Source organism: Mucilaginibacter sp., assembly GCF_965201005.1.
Lineage (GTDB): Bacteria > Bacteroidota > Bacteroidia > Sphingobacteriales > Sphingobacteriaceae > Mucilaginibacter_A.
In genome coordinates, this window is sequence record NZ_OZ241747.1 from 2,682,159 (window position 1) to 2,701,798 (window position 19,640).

Consider the following 19,640-nt stretch of genomic DNA (forward strand, 5'->3'; position numbering starts at 1 on the left):
TTTTAAAATAGAGCTTTAAGTATTCTTAGTTTAGTGCTCAGTTTAGCTCTCCAAGGAAACCTAACAGAATTTATAAATTTCACAGCGCGGATAAAGCCAGAATTTCTTTTATTACTTAGTATACCTCCAATCAAATTTTTAGCATAAACCTCGTCTTTTATGTTTTTTTGATCTATCTTAATCCCTTTAATCCCAAAAAAAAAAACAGCTTCAACAAGTATTTCATCCTGCCATCTATCAATCTCGTTTAACCATTCAGTTGTTCCCAGAGTTAACGTTGTAGAATTGTTATGCCAAACTCGATAAGCAGCCAAGACTTCGGGAATAAATGTTACTGTCCCTTTTAGCAAACATTGTTGGATAAGTTTGCTATCTCCGGCAGTAATTTTATACGATGTATCGAAACCTCCATTCATCATAACAATATTTTTTTTGAAAATCAAGCCTGGAAACCTTGCATCTACACCATATTTAAATATTGAATAAGAGAACGGCGGACTCATTTTCTTATACGTATTTGGTTTCCAGCTATCAATAACTTTATCAGTTTCGTTTATAACATTATGACCAAATATCAATGTATCGCTCAAATGATCTGACTTTAAATATTTAGCAATAAGTTCGAATGAATTACAATAGTAGAGATCATCATCAGAAGGAATAGTAAACCATTCTGTCTTGACCAGATTGATACAATTGTTCCAATTTTCTAATGGCTCAAGTAATCTACTGGTTTTTACAAAAGTGAAATCATGATAAAATGATACAAACTCGTCAGGAACGCTTGAGCCGTTATCACTGATAATTACACGAATTGTACGAGGTATTGTATCTAGTATTTTTTTTAGCATATCTAACCGATTGAATGTTGGTATAACAACAGTTAAAACATCATCTAAAAAATCAACAGTCATATTAGTTTAGATAGTCTTTAATTACATTTGTCATATAATCATAATGTGTTTCATCCAAACCAGGCCACACCCCCAGCCAAAAAGATTGATTCATAATAATATCGGTATTGGGCAAATCTCCGATTTTCCTGTAATTGATATTTGCATATCCTGGTTGTCTTAACAAATTTCCACCAAAAAGCAATCTTGTGCCAATTTTCTTTTCTTCCAGATGTTGTACAAGCATGTGCCGATCTGCGGCATCCCCCTCCCGCAGCGTCAGTAAAAAACCAAACCATGACGGCTCGCTGTTTGGAGTTGGTTCAGGTAAAATAAATACTTCCTCAAACTCCTTCATACGGGCATAAAGAGCCTGATAATTTTCGCGGCGTCGCTGAACAAAATGATCGAGTTTTTTCAGTTGTGAAACGCCAAAAGCAGCCTGCATATCAGTCACTTTAAGATTAAAACCAATATGCGAATAAGTATATTTGTGATCGTAACCAAAAGGCAGAGAGCCTAACTGCTGCGAAAACCGACATCCGCAGGTGTTGTCTTTTCCAGGTTCGCAATAGCAATCCCGGCCCCAATCACGAAAGCTTTCGGCAATCTTCGCCAGTTGAGGGTTATTAATCAGAACTGCACCACCTTCGCCCATTGTAATATGATGCGCAGGATAAAATGAAAAAGTAGCAATATCGCCAAATGTACCTGTTTTTTTACTCATATAAGTTGCACCCAATGAATCACAATCATCTTCCACAACCCAAAGATTATATTTTTTGGCAACTCGCATAACCTCATCCAAATCAAATGGATTCCCTAAAGAATGGGCGATCATAATTGCTTTAGTTTTGGGCGAAACTGCTGCTTCTATATCTTCTGCTTTAACATTATGGGTAGCGATATTTACGTCAACAAAAACCGGTACAGCACCAAATTGGATCATTGGGTTTACCGTTGTTGGAAAGCCGGCCGCCACGGTGATAACTTCATCGCCTGGCTTCACCGCACGTTCGCCTAACTTTGGTGATGTTAATGCGTAAAATGCAACAAGATTGGCAGAAGAGCCTGAGTTAACTAATAGTGCTTTCGGAGCTTTGAAGTAATCAGCGAAATTTTTCTCGAAAACATTTGCAAAACGGCCGGCCGTGAGCCATCCGTCCAAAGCAGCATCAACGCCAAACATGATATCTTCTTCGTCTAAAACCTTGCCTGTTACCGGAATATAATTTTCACCGGGTATAATGATCTGACTGGTTTTTTGCCTTGCTATTTCCCTCAGACCTTGCTCCAAGCTGTTATCTGTAACGTTTTTAAGCATTTACTTAATTTTATTGTAAGAGGTTTTATTTATTTTTCAAAAGCTTCTTTTAGTACAATGTTTCGATGTAGCTTCAATAACTTAACCATTTTTTAATTGATAAAAGAAGCATATTATTGTGGATAATTAACTTCTTTCATACATATAATTATGTACTTTCCATATCCACTGGTTTAAAAAAAGGTTCCATTTCGGTTATTGGTTTGCCAAAGGCAATCTTTGGATAAGTATTGGTATGCGGATCGATCATTACTTGCAATAACTGCGGTTTATGGCGATTTTCTTCTGTCCAAAACCATTCAACAGCTTCTTCCGTCTCTTCTGGCGCAACAATTGTTTTACTATCAATCCCGTATGCCAATGCAACTTTAGCAAAATCGGGTGCATCATATCCCCAATAGGTGGATTGATATCGTGACTCGAAATGAGTATCTTGAAATTGCCTTATCATACCTAATGTCCTATTGTTTAAAACCACAATTTTCACCGGTAAGTTATTCCTAACTATAGTCTGTAGTTCCTGAATATTAATTTGCATACAGCCATCACCAATAATTACTACTACTGGGTTTTTGTTCAACGAAATACTAGTCCCAATTGATGCCGGAAGGGCGAAACCCATCGCGCCCATGCCCCCCGAGGTTAAAAAATATTGCCCTTCTTCCAATTCTATTGATTGCGCGCACCACATTTGATGGCTTCCAACGTCGGCAAGGTAAGCTTTAGCAGCTTTTGAAACCTTCGACAATGAATGTATAAATTCATTTGGATTTATACCTTTAGGAGACAACTCTTTAACATCAGGCCATGCTTCTTTTAAGGAGTTTATTTGTTTAATCCATTCTGTTTTTACGTCGAAAGTTTGATTGCCATAATAATCTTTAAAATGATGAAAAAAAGATTTCAAGTCCGCCGATATTTCAATACACCCTTTGATTCGATTGTTGATTTCTCCTATTTCGCAATCAATGTGATAAATTTTGCGATTACTAAAAAAATTAACATCTGCCCCAGTTTGCCGAATATCTAACCGACTACCTAAAACCACTAATAAATCACACTCTCCAATTGCCATATTAGCCCATCGATTACCATAACTTCCGATAAAACCCACTCTTTGCGGATGATCGTATGATATCGTATCGATCCCGAGTAACGTGGTAACAACCGGAATTTTGGTATGAACTATAAATTCGCTAAAGAATGTTTGAGACCCCGAAGCTTTTATGCCTCTTCCAGCAAGGATCAGGGGATTTTTAGCTTTCTTCAAATCCAACACTAACTGTTTGATTACTTCATCCTTAACAGTAACATAATTATCTTGCGCTTGCTCTTTATATTGTGGTTCGATTTGTGCTCTTTGTATGTCCATTGGAATATCAATAAGCACAGGGCCGGGCCTTCCTTCCAAAGCGATCCGATAGGCATCTTCAAAAATTTGCTCCACTCTTGCAGGATCATCTATCTGAAAGCTGGCTTTTGTAACTGGTTTTGCCATAGTTACAATGTCTGTTTCCTGAAACCCTAATTGACGAATATTCCTTTTGCCTTTTTGCTCATGCCTGTTCACCTGCCCGGTAATAAAAATTGCAGGTGATGAATCAAAAAAACAGCTTCCAATTCCAGTTAAAAGATTTGTTGCACCGGGTCCGCTGGTGGCCAATGCAATACCTGGTAAACCAGTAATTCTGCCGCAAGCTTCCGCAGCAAATGCTGCAGATTGTTCATGATGCATCGTATAAATGTGGATATCAGTTTTTTGACTAATGGAATCTAACAAATGGGTAATCATTCCGCCAGATAATTCAAATACACTTTTTATACCCTTTTTTTGAAGAAATTCAGCAATGAAATCTGATACTTTCATTAAATTCTATTCTGTTAGATAATAACCTATCGTTTTACGTAAAGCCAACTCAAAGTCGGTAAAGTCAATTTCACCAATCGACCCAGTCAATTTGCTTATATCACCTTCTACATACATAGATTGATTTGGCCGATAAGGAATTGCCCCAAAGTTAAGCTTAAAAGATGGATTTACTAAATCTCTGATGGATTCGGCAATACTTCTGATGGAACGGGTCGTATCACTGGATAGATTATAAATACCCGACGGAACCTGATGAATAACTATTTTATGTATGAATTTGGCAAAATCAAGTACATATAAATAAGCATATTTTTGTTGGCCTTCTGTAAGATCCATTTCGTTATTTTTTTGCATTATTTTAATAAGAGCAGGTATCAGCCATGATTCATCTTCTTTTTCGCCGAAGACAGAAAAAACGCGCAACCAAACCCACTTTATGTTATTGAGTGAGCAAAAAGCTTTTACAATCTCTAAAGAAGACAGTTTAACAGCAGAATAAGCGTCTAAAGCCGCTGCCATTTTTTGTTCGTTTACTTTTTCAAACATTCGTCCATATTCGGCCTGCGATCCTAAAAAAATAATTTTTTTTACAGAAATTTCAGCTCCTATTTCCAACAGATTGGTTAGAAACTCAATATTTTTTATTTGTTCGTTCCAGTTATTTCTGCTGCCAGAACCTACTCCCATCCATGCACAATGTATAATTATATCCGGACTTTGATCTAATAGATTTTGTCGCCAGTGTTCGTTAACTTCTACCCAAAAAACCTTACTGGTAAAATCTTTACATCGCCAAACATCTGAGTTTGGTCTCATCAATCCAACAACATCAAAGTTTTCCGAAAGTAGTTTCTCGGCGATTGCTGATCCCAAAAAACCTGTAATTCCAGTTACCAATACTTTAGTCATGCAGATACTCTAGAATTTGTGATTCTGTGTAAAAACAAATGTTACTTCTATTTAAAATAAATTCCCGATACCATTTTAAAGAAAGTTGTACTGCTTTCTCAGCACTCATTTTAGGATACCAGCCCAGCTCGGTGATTGCTTTACTGATATCCAGCTTTAACAAGCCTGCCTCATGTGGCGCATCATCAACGTCGTCGATTATAAAGCTGCCATTTCCCCAAAAGCCAATAGCTAAGTTCACCATTTCTTCAACAGAAAGTACATCAGTTGAAAATGGTCCAAAATTGTAAGATTGATTAAAATATATTGGATTATCAACCAATTTTTTTCCTAAAATAAGATACGCCACGATTGGTTCCAAAACGTGTTGCCACGGTCTAACCGACTTTGGATTCCTTATTTTTATTGTTTGATTAGTCGATAAAGCCAATACGACGTCCGGGATCAACCGGTCTTTCGCCCAATCGCCGCCACCAATCACATTACCTGCCCTGCCGACTGCGATCGCCTTTTGATGTTGCTGATAATGATTTGGATTGAAAAAAGAATTTCTATAAGAATCAATAACCAATTCTGCACAAGCCTTGCTTGCACTATAAGGGTCATAGCCACCTAAACGGTCTGTTTCACGATAGGGATATAGCCATTCATTATTGTGGTAAACTTTATCGGTTGTAATTAATACGACCTGACACTTCTTTTTCAACTTCCTAACAGCGTCTAATAAGTTAGCTGTTCCTACCGCGTTTACTTCAAAAGTCTCTAACGGCATTTCGTAAGATAATCTCACCAGCGGCTGTGCTGCCAGGTGAAAAACGAAATCGGGTTGAAAATCTAAAAGCTGTCGTGTTAGTTCACTTTTATTTCTTATATCTTCAATAATAGACTCGCAAAATTGCCCGCCATCGATTGCATTGTAAAGATTATTAGGATGATCAGGAGCAAGGGCATAACCCCTCACTTGTGCACCAAGCATGCTTAGAAGCTTTAACATCCAAGCACCTTTAAATCCAGTGTGGCCTGTTAAAAATACCTTCTTTTCGCTATATGCTTCTTTTAATAAATCAAACATTTTTTACCAGATTTTCCAGGGGGCATCATTATTTTCCCACATTTCAATTAAATCGTGTTTGTCTTTTAACGTATCCATAGGGCGCCAAAAACCATCGTGTTTAAAAGCATTCATTTGCCCACTGGTAGCAATTTGTTCCATTGGCTGTTGCTCCCAAACGGTTTTATCTCCTTCACTTATATAGTTAAATACTTCCGGTTCGCAAACAAAATATCCTCCGTTAATCCATGATCCATCACCTTTTGGTTTTTCCAAAAACGAATTTACCGACATATCCTCACCTAAATCCAAGGCACCGAATCTGCCTGAAGGTTGTACCGAGGTTACCGTACAAAGCTTTCGGTGCCCTTTGTGGTAATTAACTAATTCTCTTATGTTGATATTACTTACACCATCACCGTATGTCAGCATAAATGTTTCATTACCTATATGAGGCTGAATACGTTTTATGCGTCCGCCAGTCATAGAATCATTTCCAGTATCAACCAAAGTTATTTTCCACGGTTCTGCTTGCGAATCATGTACCTCCATTGCATTTTTACTTAGATCTATCGTTACATCAGATTTATGCAAAAAGTAGTTGGCAAAATATTCTTTAATCATGTAGCCTTTGTAGCCGAGACAAACTACAAAATCGTTAAAACCGTGCGCAGAATAAATTTTCATGATATGCCAAAGGATTGGCATTCCACCGATCTCAACCATAGGTTTTGGCTTCAGTACCGTTTCCTCAGATAAACGTGTACCTAAGCCGCCTGCCAGAAGTACAACTTTCATTTATTGGTATTTTTTGATTTTGATAAATTGATTAAAGGTGTTCTTAATTTGCTCATTTCATGATACTTTTAGATAGTTTTTTCAAAATCAGGACGAAAACTACCAATATTCCTGCTAAAACACTCCCAAAAACAATACCTTTTAATTTACCGAGTTTATTTACCGGCAAAGGCAGAACCGGCTCGTCTATCAACTGTATCAAAGGCGTTTCCTGAAGCAAAGACATTCGCGAAACTTCCAGGTTTTTTACGATTTCACTATAAATGGCCGTACTTGCCTGCACATCTACTTGCTTTCGCTGCGAAGGAACACGCAAAATCAACTGGTTCGGATTTGCATTTGGTGCAGCATCAATAGCAGAAGCTACTCCGCCTATGGAATAATTTAAAATCCTTTTAACACTATCTGCCTGTTTTTGTAAAATCTGCACGTTCTGGTAACTTTTCTTTGTTTTAGTTTGTGCATAAAAATTGTTCACCGTTTCTACAAGTTTAATATTGAATTCTTTTGAAAAGAGTTCATCTTCACTGGCAACATCAACTTTTATAACACTTAATTTTTTATCTAATTTTTCTACATTTAATATTTTTTTATTAAAGAGTTCTACAATATTTGTAATGATACTATCCTGTTTTCTATTAAATTTTTCTGGATTCCCATAAAAATTTATTGAATTTATATGATCTTTTTTTTTCCAAGTATTACGTAATTTGTTGAAATCTATATAACGTTCTATCAAAAGCTCAACTTTACCATTGATGTTTACTTTAGATAATAAGGTTTTTTCAATCATTACGCGCGATTTGTACAATTCTAGAATATTATCCCCTTGAAATATGCCACTAGCACCACCACCGCTAATATCTATTCCGGCGAGTGATGCTAAACCTGCATATTGTCCTAACCCGCCTGCTTTGTTATCCTCTAAAACAAACGTGCTTGTTGCCGTATAAATTGGCTTTTTATATATAGAATATAATACCCCTAATGTACCTCCCAAAACTCCAAATAGTATTATTATGCCACTCTTGCTTTTTAAATAAATAAAAGCAGACCTTAATTTTAATACAAGTTCTTTTAAGGATATTTCGTCAGGATTATCGTTGATATTATTATCCATAAAAAAACTTTAAAATCTTATTCAACTGCATCTCAAAAAGATTATTTTTTAGTAACGCTTATTATGCCCAAAATAATCGCACCCAATGAAGCCAAGCCTGTGGTAAACCCTAAAATAGCACCAATTGTATTTCCGATACTTTTAGGTCTTACAGGCACATAAATTTCACTCCCTGGCTTAACGGAAGGATGACTATTAAAAAATAAAAACTTTCGAGTACCTTTCACAGTTCCGTTCGGATAAATTATGTAAGAGCCTCTTTTATAAGCTGTTGGAGAGAAACCACCAGCATTTAAAACATACCCTTTAAAAGATTTTGTTTTATCAAACACTACAGCACTTGGATACAAAACCTCTCCGTTCACGCGTACAATTTGCTGTTGCTTTGGGATTCTTAATATATCCCCATCTTCCAATAATAAATCAATTTTAGATCCCGGTGTATTTAAGATTTTCTGTAAATCAATACCCACATAGTTGTTTCGTGGTTGCGAATTTTCAGTCTTGGTAGAATCTTTGTAGGTCCTTTTTAACCGGTTTAAACGATCTGTCCTTTCCTGCGCTATGGCAGTTGTATCAGATTTTGTTTTATCTATTCCTAAAATAGCTATATTTTCTCTTTTCAATGATCCGCCTCCTACATCGGCAGAAACGGTTAAACCGCCGGCACGGTTAATTAAATCTGATATTTTTTCATTTTTTGTTTCAATTGTATAAGAACCCGGATACAAAACTTCTCCTTCCACTTTTACTGTTTTTTGCTTCTCGTATCCCGGCAAACTGTATATAGAAACTATATCAAACGGCTTCAAGATAAAGTCTATTCCGCTTACCTTTAAATTATTGTCAACATTCACACTAAAAACTTGTGCTACTTTAGTGTTTTTTGATTTGGGATCTGCATCATTTACTCTACGTGCAACTTCAATCCGTTTAGATGTAGCACCTTCCGCAAAACCACCGGCTTTTAAAATCAAATCTTCTACTTTCATGTTATCACCAAAAGCAAAAACCCCTGGTTTTCTAACAGAACCATTTATAGTAACCGTATATTTATCACGAAGATCAAATATGGAGGATATATTAACTACATCTTCCCGCTGCAAAGTAATGTCCTTTACTTTGTTTAAAACATCTTTAACACTAAAATCAATTATTTCTGTACTGTTGTCAGGTTTTAACCGGGTAATAGTACCGCGTTCTGTAAAAGCATCTTCTTTTAATCCGGCCGCATTGGCAATCAACTGAGATAAGGTTAAACCATTTTGCAATTCAAATTCTCCCGGCCTAAAAACAGCACCATTAATGGTTACCCGGTTTTCAATCCGGTCAATAATGGAGGATACAAAATATTTATCGCCTCTTAATGGAATATAGTTGCTGTAATCCGCCTCAACCACATCAGTCAGCTTGCGTTGCTGGTTATCTATCTGTAAAACTTTTATCCTTGCCGTGTAAGCACTATCGGTAAAACCACCTGCGTAATTAATGATGTTTTGCAAATTTTCGCCGGGCAGCACTTCAAATAATGCCGGGATTTTTACCTGACCGGCCATTTCTACCCTTGTTCTGTAAGTTGGAACCCGGACAATGTCCTGATCATGCAGGGAAATATTATCTTTTTGATCTCCTTTAACCAAGAAATCATATACATCAAGCCTCCTGATGATCTTGTTGTTTCTGATCACTTCAATCTGCCGGAAAGAACCGTTTTCGTTTGGGCCGCCGGCAACATAAAGCGCGTTAAAAACAGTAGCCAAAGATGATAAGGTATAAGTTCCCGGGCGCATCAACTGGCCGATCATAATCACTTTTATACTACGGATGTTGCCTAAACTTACCTGTACACTTGTGCCCCGTCCAATTGCGTAATTATTGGCAGATAGTTTACTTTTTATCAGTGTGGTTACATTTTCTATCGTTTTGCCCGATACGTTTACAATACCGATCCCCGGGATATTGATATTTCCTTCCGGAGAAACTTCAAGCTTCCAGTTGACCAAAGAATTGCCATAGACATTAATGTTAAGCTGATCCTCGGGCCCAACAATATAATTAACAGGTGTTGCCAGTTTTAAATTTGGTTCGAAAGAACTATTTTTTGTTTTGAACAGATCGGCACCAAAAATTTTGGGTTTTAAACTTTCAAAGATATCCTGTTGAGTGGCGGAAGAATCTGCGCTATCCTTATCCTCTTTATAATTCGGCCTTCTTCTGCCATCAATTGTAGTGTCTGCTGAATTACTTGAAGGATTTTTGCTACGGATATCACGAACACGGTCTTGCAGTTTTTGTATCTGGATTGGAGACACGCCGCGGCTACGAGCCTGTTGCAACAAATCTGCATCACTTAAACCTGCATTTTGAGCATCTTGTATCAGCTTTTTAATCTGTTGATCGGTTAAATTATCTACATTAACAGAAGAAAGGTTTTGAAAATTAACTTGCGCATGTGCATTATTTAACAACCCGAAACTGATAAATGCAAAAAATATAAAAGTTCTAAAAATCCTGTTGTTCATTTTTTTAATATTATCAGATCATCAATACTTTTCTGATAAGGGAAACTATTTTTTGCAAAAGTAATTTAATTTATGTGTTATTAAAAACATCCTCCAAATAGCCTAAAACTCACATTTTGATTAATTTAGATAACACTGCCGGTTTTTAACTTTCTAATTTTTAGGCGATAAAAACAGTATATGCTTCTTTTATCGCCTTAATTTAAACGTAGGCATAATCACAAATACAAGTCTGTTTATCCGGTTCAGCATTAAAATCTTTAATATATAGAGGCTGTTTAAATTTCTGTTTATAAGTTGGCAATGCTTCTTTTATGCCAGTAAATTTTGCTTTTTTAACTTTTGCCGATGCAAGAACCTGCATATATATTCCCGGATTTTATATGATAAAAGAAGCATTGAAAATAATTCGGATAAAATTTTAACAGGATATTGTCTGCATCGTTAAGCCAGAGTTCCGGCCGCACCAGTATTTTTTACTTTGTAAATAAAAAATAGTTTGCAAAATATTCTTTGATCATATATCCTTTATAACCCAAACAGATTATAAAATCATTAAAACCGTAGGAAGAATAAATTTTCATGATGTGCCAAAGGATTGGCATTCCTCCAATTTCCACCATAGGTTTGGGCTTGATTACGGTTTCTTCGGATAAGCGGGTGCCTAAACCTCCTGCCAGCAACACTACTTTCATATCAACTTATACTTGTTTATGAAACTAAAAGTTTAATATTATTTGTTAAAGGCAAACTGCAACACAGCAAATACTCATCTTTATCTAAAAGTTGAGTATCGGACGAAGTTAAAACCGATTTTAATTCACCTGATATTAATTGCGCTTTACAAAGTAAACAAGTACCGGTTTGGCAAGAATACGAAAGATCTAGCATGGCATCCAAACCCGCTTCTAAAATTGTTTTTCCTTTCACTACTTCCACACAATATTCCTGTTCAGCTTTTTTGATCAGGACGGTTTGTGTAGCTATGCCTCCAAAAACTTTTGGGTTTATACTGAGTTCAAAATTTTCATAAAAAATATGGTCCTGCAATATACCATTCTCCTGTAGCGTGTTTCGCACCAAATCACTCAACCCGTTTGGCCCGCAGATGTAGTGATAAGTATCGCTTATTTCACTTGTTTCTTTTACTGTTTCAATAACTTTTTGAACATCAATGCGCCCGGATATAATTGCCGGACTGGTTTTGTTTTCTGCAAACTTTGAATGGAAATGCAGCACTGTAAAGTTTACTGGATACTGTTTTTGCAGTTCATTTATTGCCTGATGAAAAATGGTACTTTCCTGGTTACGGTTTCCATAAACCAGTGTTATATGCCTGGCAATATTGTTTTTTAAAGCATATTTGATCATCGAAAATAAAGGGGTAACCCCGCTTCCTGCGCCCCAAAAAACCAAACTGCTGCTATCAGAAATATTTTTATTTTCTAAAGTGAAATCACCTATTGGTTCCAATACTTCTAATACATCATCAATTTTTAAAAAATCGGCAACATAATTAGAGATTATGCCTCCGGGGACCTTTTTGATGGTTACATTTAAAGTAGGATCAATACCCGGCGCAGAAGAGAATGAATAGGGCCGGTGATAGGTCCGGTTGTTTATCCTGAAAATCAACGTCAGATACTGACCTGCTGAATATTTGATTTTTTTTAGTCCGGGTTGCTTAAAACAAATCGTGATCGTATCATTAGTTTCAAACTGAATAGCTACAATCCTGAGTGTAAATTTCAACATGTTTTGAAATTCGGCATTTAAAGATTAATTGTTCATTTTAAAGTTTGGATCATCGATCAAAACTAAGCCTGCCCGATCGGACCACCAAAATTCATAGGTAAAGCAGTAACTTCTTTAAGTTTGATTTTGCCGTTTATTGCCTCAAAACCACTGATGTTATCTTCCAAGGCAATCAACAATCGTTTTGCATGTTCCGGGGTTAAAATAATACGGCTTTTTACCCGTGCTTTTGGTATGCCGGGCATTACCCTCACAAAATCTACTACAAATTCAGAATCAGAATGCGTGATAATTGCCAGGTTGGAATAAACCCCTTCTGCCATTTCTTCTGCTAATTCAATATTCAGCGGGTTATTGTTTTGCTCTTCCATTATTCAGGTTGTGTTCTTAAAAAGTATGCTGGTTAATCTAAGCGGCAAGGCAACTCGGTTTATTGGTTGTAAAATCAAAAAAACCGGAATGCTTCCTCCCGCTGATGCAGAGGCAAGGTAGTAAAAAACGGCCAGAAAAAAACGGGAATATAAAATATCCGTTGTAAGTTATGTGGTTTACCGTTTCAGGAAGATTATTTTTACCGATGGGGCATACGCTGGCAAATCAAGCTTTGTTATATAAATGAACTGTAAGGGATTAACTAATTTTAATACGATAAAAACAGTATAAACAAGAAGTTAAGTTTGCTTGTTTTGCATCAATAATTCAAAAATGAACAATCAGCTAAACCTTCAGCGTTTTCTCGATGCCCAAAAATCTTCTTACCAAATTGCATTGGCAGAAATCAAAATCGGTAGAAAACGAAGCCATTGGATGTGGTACATTTTCCCGCAAGCACAAGGTTTGGGCTTTAGCGAAACGTCAAAATTTTATGCCATAAAAGAAGCATCCGAAGCAGAAGCTTATTTACAACATCCAATTTTAGGCCAAAGGCTGATCGAAATTTCTGAAGTTTTACTTGGATTGAAAACCAACAATGCAACACAGGTTTTTGGTTCTCCGGATGATCTGAAACTCAAATCATCCATGACGCTTTTTGCGGCTTTGGATGATACAAACCCGGTTTTTCAAGCCGTTTTAGATAAGTTTTTTGGTGGAAGCAAAGACCAGAAAACATTAAGCATCATTGGGAAATAACCGGTTGTTTTCCCTGAAAAAACATCGATAAAAGAAGCATCGCCCCACTTCCATCACGATCTAAAAGAAAAAAAGTAAAAAGCGATGCTTCTTTTATCAACCTAAATTTGGGCTGATGTTTCCTGTACAAAACCGGCCAGCAAGGTCCGCACTTCCTGCACATTGTTTACATAATATTTTGCTGCCGAGCTGTTGCTGCCCACTTTTATCGTGGCGGCATTATCGGGCATGGCTTTAAAAATATCTTCGTCTGTATGGTCATCGCCGATGGCAATTTTGAAATCATAATCCCGGCCGTACAGCAATGCCGCAACGCCTTTACCTTTATTGATTTCAATATTTTTTACCTCGATAACTTTGTTGCCCGGCAAAATCTGTAAACCTTTATCGGCCGTAACAAAACGCAGATTGTTCACCAGTTCGCTGGCACGCAAATCGCCCAAACCGGTTTCTACGTTGCGGTAATGCCAGGCCAGCGAATAGGTTTTTTCTTCAATAAACGAACCCGGCGTCCGGTCGGCAAAGGTTTCTAAAACCGGCTGTACGTTTTTTTTCCATGCGGCATTCAATGCAGGGATAGTCGTCCATTCACCTTTTATTTTTTGCCAGGCACCATGATCGGCCACCAAAGTAATGGGCAGATGGCCAAACCATTTTTCAAGCGTTTCATAATCGCGGCCGCTGATAATCACCACTTTATTTAACGGATCAGCTGCAAGGTTTTGCAAAATCCGGTACAGTTTTTCATCCGGGGAAGCCTTTTGCGGATCAGCATGAAAGCCAACCAGCGTGCCGTCATAATCCAGGAAAAAAATACGTTTGCTTGTTTTGGCGTAGATTTTATAGATGGCTTTGCGGGTTACCTCGCCCACAAAACGCGTATGCAAAGCCTGCTGCATGTCTTTCACTTCCCGAAGGCGGTCCATAAAAATTTTCACCCAGTGTTTTACGTTGAATTTGGATACGTTTTGCCGCAGTTTTACCATCCGGCTTTCCTGCTCGTCGGCGGGCATTTCCAGGGCTTGTGCAATAGCGGCGGTCATCATTTTGATGTCGTTCGGGTTTACGATCAGCGCATCGATCAGCTCGCGCGAAGAACCGGCCATTTCACTTAAAATCAAAACGCCGTTGTTTTGCGTGCGGCTGGCCACATATTCTTTACTCACCAGGTTCATACCGTCCCGCATGGGCGTAACCAAAGCTACATCGGCAGTGGCGTAAAGTGCCGATAAAGTTTCAATCGGAAAAGAGCGGTAAAAATACTGCACCGGGCTCCAGTCCATCGTCCGGAACAACGAATTGATGTTGCCCACGCGTTTGTCAATCTCATTTCGCAGGTTTCTGTACTGCGGAACGGTATCGCGTGATGGCACCACGATCATGTACAAAACCACTTTTTCCAGGTATTCGGGCTTGGTTTTGAGCAGTTCTTCAAAAGCCTGCAAACGCTGTAAAATGCCTTTGCTGTAATCCAGCCGATCAACCGATAATACTGTTTTTATGCCATTAAAACTTTCTTTCAGCTGATGGATTTCCTGCAAAACTTCATCACTTTGGGCCAGGGCTGCATATTTCTGCTCGTCAATCCCCATCGGAAAAGCTTCTGCCACCACCAACCGGTCTGGCAGGGAAACAATATTTGCTGATAAATTAAGGTGCAGCAGCCGCGCGCAGCCCTGGGTAAAATGCTGTACGTCATCAAACGTATGGAAACCCACCAAATCTGCCCCGAGCAAGCCTTCCAGCAGCTCTTTTCTCCACGGGATCAGGCGAAAAAGCTGGAACGACGGAAATGGGATGTGCAGGAAAAAACCGATGGAAACACCGGGCAACTGTGCCCGGATTATGGCCGGTAAAAGAAGCAACTGATAATCATGGACCCAGATTTTATCGCCGGGCTGGGCAATTTTCAAAACCTCATCGGCAAATTTTTGGTTCACCTGCTGATAAAAACCCCAGTTGGATTCTTTGTAATTGCTGTAAGTAGAGGCATAATAATGAAAAACCGGCCACAGCACCTCGTTGGAAAAGCCTTCGTAATATTCACTGATTTCCTGCTGACTTAAAAAAACCGGACGCAAACTCAGCCCGGCCAGTTCTGCCGTGATTTCCGGTTGTTTTTCTTCAGGGATTTCTGCGCCCGGCCAGCCAATCCACACGTTTTCGCCTTCCCGGTAAATGGTGCCCAAACCGGTTGCCAGTCCGCCTTCACTGGCCAATAAAGTATATTCGCCGTTGTTTTCCTGTATTTTTACGGGCAATCTGTTAGAAACAATAATCGTTTTACCTGTCATCATGTTGCTAATTTACTTTCTTTACAGGTAAATCCAATATAAAATACGTTCAATGAAGACCAATCCGGCTATTAGAAAAATTAATTCAGACCAATTTGCGCGGTAGCTGCAAACAAACTTTATTGATTTGTAAGGAACTGTAAGAATCGCATAATGCTGTTTTTATCGGATAAAAATTGTTGGTTTACTGCTTAAATTTTTTATCGCCCTGAGATGGTTTGTCATCAAAAAAACAACCGCCACAGATCAGCCTTTTAGATAATAAGTACATATCCAGACGACTTGATAAATGAGGAACATAATGGCCAAAGCGGCTTGTATAGTAGCCTTGCTGGATTTTATACCTATAATACACCCGGCAATATTCAGAAACCCCCTGAGAATATAAGGTATTTCTATCCGCGATACATAGTTTGCCCCTTTTATATAAGTATCGAAAAAATCAAATATAAATAAGGCCGCCAGGAAAGTAAAAAACCAGTTTTTCCTGTTCAGAAAGTAAGTTTTATAGTCTTTATGATCGCTGGTATCTTCCGGAAATAACGTTACCGCCAAAATGTAATAGATGATCGTGTAGGTAATGATGAACAGATATTTAAAAAAATCCCAATTAACAACCTCCGCTAAATGTACTTCAAACCACCAAAAGTAAATGGTGGTGAGAAACAGGTTAAAGCCCCAAAGCAATTGTACCCAATAGGGCTTAATTTTTGTGGGATGTTCTATGATTGTAATAGCACCTTTTAAAGAGTGCGTAATGCTCAATCCCAAAATAATTCCGATTACTGTTTTTATGTGGGCAAAAGTTTCCATATTCAGTCAATAGGTTTGATGGGGATTAGCGGTTTAGTTTTTTCAATTTTGGGTAAATTAAAAAATAATAACAGGAGCCTGTTTAAATTTTATTGATTTCTTTCGGATGCTTCTTTTATCACCCTAAAAACAGTAAATAGCAATGCTTCTTTTATCGGTATAAAATCCAAGACAAGATTTACAGGTATAAAAGAAGCATCGATTTTTTCAGATAAAAATTCAAACCAACCTTATAATTTAAGGAATACTTTTTTTCGTTGAAATCCTGTGTTCCCTATTATCAATACGATTGAAGTAGGGGTTTCTGTTGATAATAATCGGTGATTTTTAGCCATAAAAGTTACTTTTTGCGCATACTTATTTATACACCTTTGCCCATATCCGAAATTAAATTGGCCACCAACGCACTCCAGCCGGTTTGGTGGCTGGCACCTACGCCGCGGCTGTTGTCGCCATGAAAATATTCGTAAAACAGGATCAAATCCGCATTTTCCGGTTTCTGGTAAAAAGCGGTATCACTGCCGTTGCCGTTTACCGGCCGTTTGCCGCTTGCGTCTTTGGTAAAAATATTAATCAAACGGCGCGAAATCTCATCTGCAGCTTCTTTTAAATTGATGTTTTTGCCAGATCCTTTTGGGTATTCTAACTGAAATTCATCTCCATAAAACTCATGGTAGCGGCGCAAAGCCCGGATCACCATGTAATTGATCGGTATCCAAATCGGGCCGCGCCAGTTGGAGTTGCCGCCAAACATATCCGAAGTTGATTCGCCCGGATCGTACTGAATCGTATATGTATGTCCTTCAATATCAACCGAATACGGGTTGTTTTGATAAGCTTTCGATAATGCCCGGATCCCGCCCTCTGCCAAAAACTCGGCTTCATCAAAAACGCGCGTCAGCATACTCATCAGCTTTTCCTTGTCCACAATCGAAAGCAGCACCTTGCCGGTTTTGCTGTTGTCGATAATAGGTAAAAACTGGCGGTTTTTTTCGCGCGATTGATTGAGCCAGGTAGCCCGTTTCCTAAAATCACGCAGTTTTTCGAGGTTGTGATAACTAAAAATCGATACCGCAAAAAGCGAAGTCAAACCCACAATCGAACGTACTTTTAAATGGTAAGCGTGGTTTCTTTGCAGGCGCAGCGTATCGTAAAAAAACCTGTCTTCCTCGTTCCACAAACCCATGCCGTTCAGCGCATCGGCAATCAGCACAAAATGTTCGTAAAATTTCACCGCCGAATCTTCAAAAGCATCGTCCTGTATGGCAATTTCCAGTGCTATGTCCATCATGTTCAGGGCGTACATGCCCATCCAGCTCGTGCCGTCAACCTGTTCCAGTTCCAGGTCGCCATGTAATTTGCTGTTCCGGTCAAACACGCCAATATTGTCCAAACCCAAAAAACCGCCGGCAAAAATATTCTTGCCTTCCACATCCACGCGGTTGGTCCACCAGGTAAAATTGATGATCAGTTTCTGAAAAACCCGCTTTAAAAAACGCACATCGCCTACACCTTTTTTCTCTTTTTCGATGCGGTAAACTTCCAGTGCGGCCCAGGCCTGCACCGGCGGGTTCACGTCGCTATAATTCCATTCGTAAGCCGGAATCTGCCCTTCGGGGTTCATGTACCATTCGCGCATAATCAAAATAAGCTGGTTTTTGGCGAAGTTCGGGTCGATCATTGCCATCGGCACACAATGAAAAGCCAGGTCCCAGGCCGCATACCACGGATATTCCCATTTGTCGGGCATAGAAATCACATCCTGGTTTTTGAGGTATTTCCAGCTGCTGTTGCGGCCGTTCAGCCGGTTTTCCACCACGGGCGAAATCCCGTCGCTGGTGGTGAGCCAACGCTGCGTATCATAATGGTAATATTGCTTGCTCCACAGCAAACCAGCAAGTGCCTGCCGCTGGATGCGCATTTCATCTGCCGTACTGTTTTTACCGGCTAAATTTTGGTAAAAATCATCGGTTTCCTTTTTTCTGTCGATAAAAACAGCATCAAATTTTTCATCAAACGGATTTTTGACACGGCCTTTTGATAAGCGCAGTTTGATGGTTTGGGATGATTTTGCCTTGATCTGCAAAGCGTAAACCGGCGAAAATTTGGTGCCCGAGTTTAAAGTTTTCAGTTTTTCCAGATTGGTGCCGCTGATTACCGCTTCGTGGAAAGCATCTTTTACAAAAGGCGTATCGTTTGGCGTACCGAACAAACGCTCTTTATTGGTTTCGTTTTCGGTAAATAAGGTGTAATCCGGTTCCTCATAATACAAATGATAACTGCCCAGCGGCACATGTGTGGCGCGCACAGAACCGTCTTCTTCGTGCTCAATAATAGGTTTCGGTTTAGATTGATCGTATTGCCAGCGGTTGTAAAACCACAGCGTTGGCAGCAGCCAAACCGGCGCATCTTCGGCCCCGCGGTTGGTAATTTCAATGCGGATATGAATATCTTCCGAATTCTTTTTGGCGTATTCTACCGTTACATCAAAGTATTTATCTTCATCAAAAACGCCGGTATCCAGCAACTCATATTCCGGTTCAGATTTAGACCGCTGTCCGTTTTTGCGGTTCATATCCAAATACGGAAACGCCTGCTGCGGATATTTGTACAAATATTTCATGTAATAATGCGTGGGCACATTATCCAGGTAATAATATAGCTCCTTTACGTCCTCGCCATGGTTGCCCTGGTAATTGGTAAGGCCGTACAGGCGTTCTTTTAAAATTTTATCCTGCCCGTTCCATAGCGCAATCCCGAAACAAAGCTGCTGGTAATAATCAGAAATACCGGCCAAACCGTCTTCGCCCCAGCGGTAAACGCGGCTGCGGGCATGATCGTGCGGAAAATAATTCCAGGCATCGCCGTTCTGGCTGTAATCTTCGCGGACTGTACCCCATTGGCGTTCGCTCAAATACGGCCCCCATTTTTCCAGCGGGATTTCTTTGGCTTCATTTTCAAGTATGCGCAGCTGCTCTGCATTAGTAGTGGTTTCTTCATTAAACATCATGAATTTTATTCTGGGCCGAAAAATTACCGGTAAAAACAGTATCTTCTCCGCATTAAACATTTTTTCGGGCTGATAAAGTTTTTGTTTCCCGATGCGCAAAGGTGCATAAAGTTAAATAATCTACCTTATCAATCCTGATAAACCAAAGGC

General features: G+C 38.9%; 15 protein-coding genes. 1 reads left to right on the plus strand and 14 read right to left on the minus strand.

Going from position 1 to position 19,640, the window contains the following annotated elements:
• Positions 1-2 precede the first annotated feature (2 nt).
• The 11 genes from ACOFKR_RS12365 to ACOFKR_RS12415 all read right to left on the minus strand — a co-directional run bounded on the left by ACOFKR_RS12365 (position 3) and on the right by ACOFKR_RS12415 (position 12,613).
• Complete coding sequence (locus ACOFKR_RS12365; RefSeq protein ID WP_419801113.1) at positions 3-914, minus strand: glycosyltransferase; 912 nt, start codon at positions 912-914, stop codon at positions 3-5.
• A gap of 1 nt (position 915) precedes the next feature.
• On the minus strand, positions 916-2,217 hold the full coding sequence (gene rfbH, locus ACOFKR_RS12370) for a lipopolysaccharide biosynthesis protein RfbH (RefSeq protein ID WP_419801114.1): 1,302 nt from the start codon (positions 2,215-2,217) through the stop codon (positions 916-918).
• Positions 2,218-2,365: 148 nt separating this feature from the next.
• The gene (locus ACOFKR_RS12375; RefSeq protein ID WP_419801115.1) at positions 2,366-4,084 is read right to left on the minus strand and encodes a thiamine pyrophosphate-binding protein; all 1,719 of its coding nucleotides are present in this window, start codon (positions 4,082-4,084) and stop codon (positions 2,366-2,368) included.
• A gap of 6 nt (positions 4,085-4,090) precedes the next feature.
• Complete coding sequence (locus ACOFKR_RS12380) at positions 4,091-4,996, minus strand: NAD-dependent epimerase/dehydratase family protein (protein ID WP_419801116.1); 906 nt, start codon at positions 4,994-4,996, stop codon at positions 4,091-4,093.
• On the minus strand, positions 4,989-6,068 hold the full coding sequence (gene rfbG / locus ACOFKR_RS12385; RefSeq protein ID WP_419801117.1) for a CDP-glucose 4,6-dehydratase: 1,080 nt from the start codon (positions 6,066-6,068) through the stop codon (positions 4,989-4,991). The genes ACOFKR_RS12380 and rfbG overlap by 8 nt, the downstream gene beginning before the upstream one ends.
• A 3-nt stretch (positions 6,069-6,071) precedes the next feature.
• A complete protein-coding gene (gene rfbF / locus ACOFKR_RS12390; RefSeq protein WP_419801118.1) occupies positions 6,072-6,845 on the minus strand; it encodes a glucose-1-phosphate cytidylyltransferase in 774 nt (257 codons plus the stop codon).
• A gap of 52 nt (positions 6,846-6,897) precedes the next feature.
• On the minus strand, positions 6,898-7,965 hold the full coding sequence (locus tag ACOFKR_RS12395) for a lipopolysaccharide biosynthesis protein (RefSeq protein ID WP_419801119.1): 1,068 nt from the start codon (positions 7,963-7,965) through the stop codon (positions 6,898-6,900).
• A gap of 41 nt (positions 7,966-8,006) precedes the next feature.
• Positions 8,007-10,487, minus strand: coding sequence for an SLBB domain-containing protein (locus tag ACOFKR_RS12400; protein ID WP_419801120.1), 2,481 nt, complete (start codon positions 10,485-10,487; stop codon positions 8,007-8,009).
• A 476-nt stretch (positions 10,488-10,963) separates the two neighbouring features.
• Entirely contained in the window at positions 10,964-11,182 is a 219-nt protein-coding gene (locus tag ACOFKR_RS12405) for a sugar phosphate nucleotidyltransferase (RefSeq protein WP_419801121.1), read from the minus strand.
• Positions 11,183-11,198: 16 nt separating this feature from the next.
• Positions 11,199-12,242, minus strand: a complete 1,044-nt coding sequence (locus tag ACOFKR_RS12410) for an FAD-binding oxidoreductase (protein WP_419801122.1) — start codon at positions 12,240-12,242, stop codon at positions 11,199-11,201.
• A 62-nt stretch (positions 12,243-12,304) separates the two neighbouring features.
• The gene (locus ACOFKR_RS12415; RefSeq protein WP_419801123.1) at positions 12,305-12,613 is read right to left on the minus strand and encodes a DUF3467 domain-containing protein; all 309 of its coding nucleotides are present in this window, start codon (positions 12,611-12,613) and stop codon (positions 12,305-12,307) included.
• Between the two features lie 334 nt (positions 12,614-12,947).
• On the opposite strand from ACOFKR_RS12415, the gene ACOFKR_RS12420 reads away from it, so the two are divergent.
• Entirely contained in the window at positions 12,948-13,373 is a 426-nt protein-coding gene (locus tag ACOFKR_RS12420; protein WP_419801124.1) for a DUF1810 domain-containing protein, read from the plus strand.
• A gap of 101 nt (positions 13,374-13,474) precedes the next feature.
• On the opposite strand, the gene ACOFKR_RS12425 is transcribed toward ACOFKR_RS12420, so the two are convergent.
• The 3 genes from ACOFKR_RS12425 to ACOFKR_RS12435 form a co-directional block, all read right to left on the minus strand.
• The gene (locus ACOFKR_RS12425; RefSeq protein WP_419801125.1) at positions 13,475-15,670 is read right to left on the minus strand and encodes a bifunctional alpha,alpha-trehalose-phosphate synthase (UDP-forming)/trehalose-phosphatase; all 2,196 of its coding nucleotides are present in this window, start codon (positions 15,668-15,670) and stop codon (positions 13,475-13,477) included.
• 243 nt (positions 15,671-15,913) lie between these two features.
• The gene (locus ACOFKR_RS12430) at positions 15,914-16,480 is read right to left on the minus strand and encodes a hypothetical protein (protein WP_419801126.1); all 567 of its coding nucleotides are present in this window, start codon (positions 16,478-16,480) and stop codon (positions 15,914-15,916) included.
• A gap of 361 nt (positions 16,481-16,841) precedes the next feature.
• Positions 16,842-19,490, minus strand: coding sequence for an MGH1-like glycoside hydrolase domain-containing protein (locus ACOFKR_RS12435; protein WP_419801127.1), 2,649 nt, complete (start codon positions 19,488-19,490; stop codon positions 16,842-16,844).
• Between the last annotated feature and the right edge of the window lie 150 nt (positions 19,491-19,640).

Bases quoted from the DNA above. Each gene is read 5' to 3' on its own strand.
- ACOFKR_RS12415 (WP_419801123.1), bottom strand. From the start codon at position 12,613: ATGGAAGAGCAAAACAATAACCCGCTGAATATTGAATTAGCAGAAGAA.
- ACOFKR_RS12380 (WP_419801116.1), bottom strand. From the start codon at position 4,996: ATGACTAAAGTATTGGTAACTGGAATTACAGGTTTTTTGGGATCAGCA.
- rfbG (WP_419801117.1), bottom strand. From the start codon at position 6,068: ATGTTTGATTTATTAAAAGAAGCATATAGCGAAAAGAAGGTATTTTTA.
- ACOFKR_RS12425 (WP_419801125.1), bottom strand. From the start codon at position 15,670: ATGATGACAGGTAAAACGATTATTGTTTCTAACAGATTGCCCGTAAAA.
- ACOFKR_RS12395 (WP_419801119.1), bottom strand. From the start codon at position 7,965: ATGGATAATAATATCAACGATAATCCTGACGAAATATCCTTAAAAGAA.
- rfbH (WP_419801114.1), bottom strand. From the start codon at position 2,217: ATGCTTAAAAACGTTACAGATAACAGCTTGGAGCAAGGTCTGAGGGAA.
- rfbF (WP_419801118.1), bottom strand. From the start codon at position 6,845: ATGAAAGTTGTACTTCTGGCAGGCGGCTTAGGTACACGTTTATCTGAG.
- ACOFKR_RS12405 (WP_419801121.1), bottom strand. From the start codon at position 11,182: ATGAAAGTAGTGTTGCTGGCAGGAGGTTTAGGCACCCGCTTATCCGAA.
- ACOFKR_RS12435 (WP_419801127.1), bottom strand. From the start codon at position 19,490: ATGATGTTTAATGAAGAAACCACTACTAATGCAGAGCAGCTGCGCATA.
- ACOFKR_RS12375 (WP_419801115.1), bottom strand. From the start codon at position 4,084: ATGAAAGTATCAGATTTCATTGCTGAATTTCTTCAAAAAAAGGGTATA.
- ACOFKR_RS12365 (WP_419801113.1), bottom strand. From the start codon at position 914: ATGACTGTTGATTTTTTAGATGATGTTTTAACTGTTGTTATACCAACA.
- ACOFKR_RS12430 (WP_419801126.1), bottom strand. From the start codon at position 16,480: ATGGAAACTTTTGCCCACATAAAAACAGTAATCGGAATTATTTTGGGA.
- ACOFKR_RS12420 (WP_419801124.1), top strand. From the start codon at position 12,948: ATGAACAATCAGCTAAACCTTCAGCGTTTTCTCGATGCCCAAAAATCT.
- ACOFKR_RS12400 (WP_419801120.1), bottom strand. From the start codon at position 10,487: ATGAACAACAGGATTTTTAGAACTTTTATATTTTTTGCATTTATCAGT.
- ACOFKR_RS12410 (WP_419801122.1), bottom strand. From the start codon at position 12,242: ATGTTGAAATTTACACTCAGGATTGTAGCTATTCAGTTTGAAACTAAT.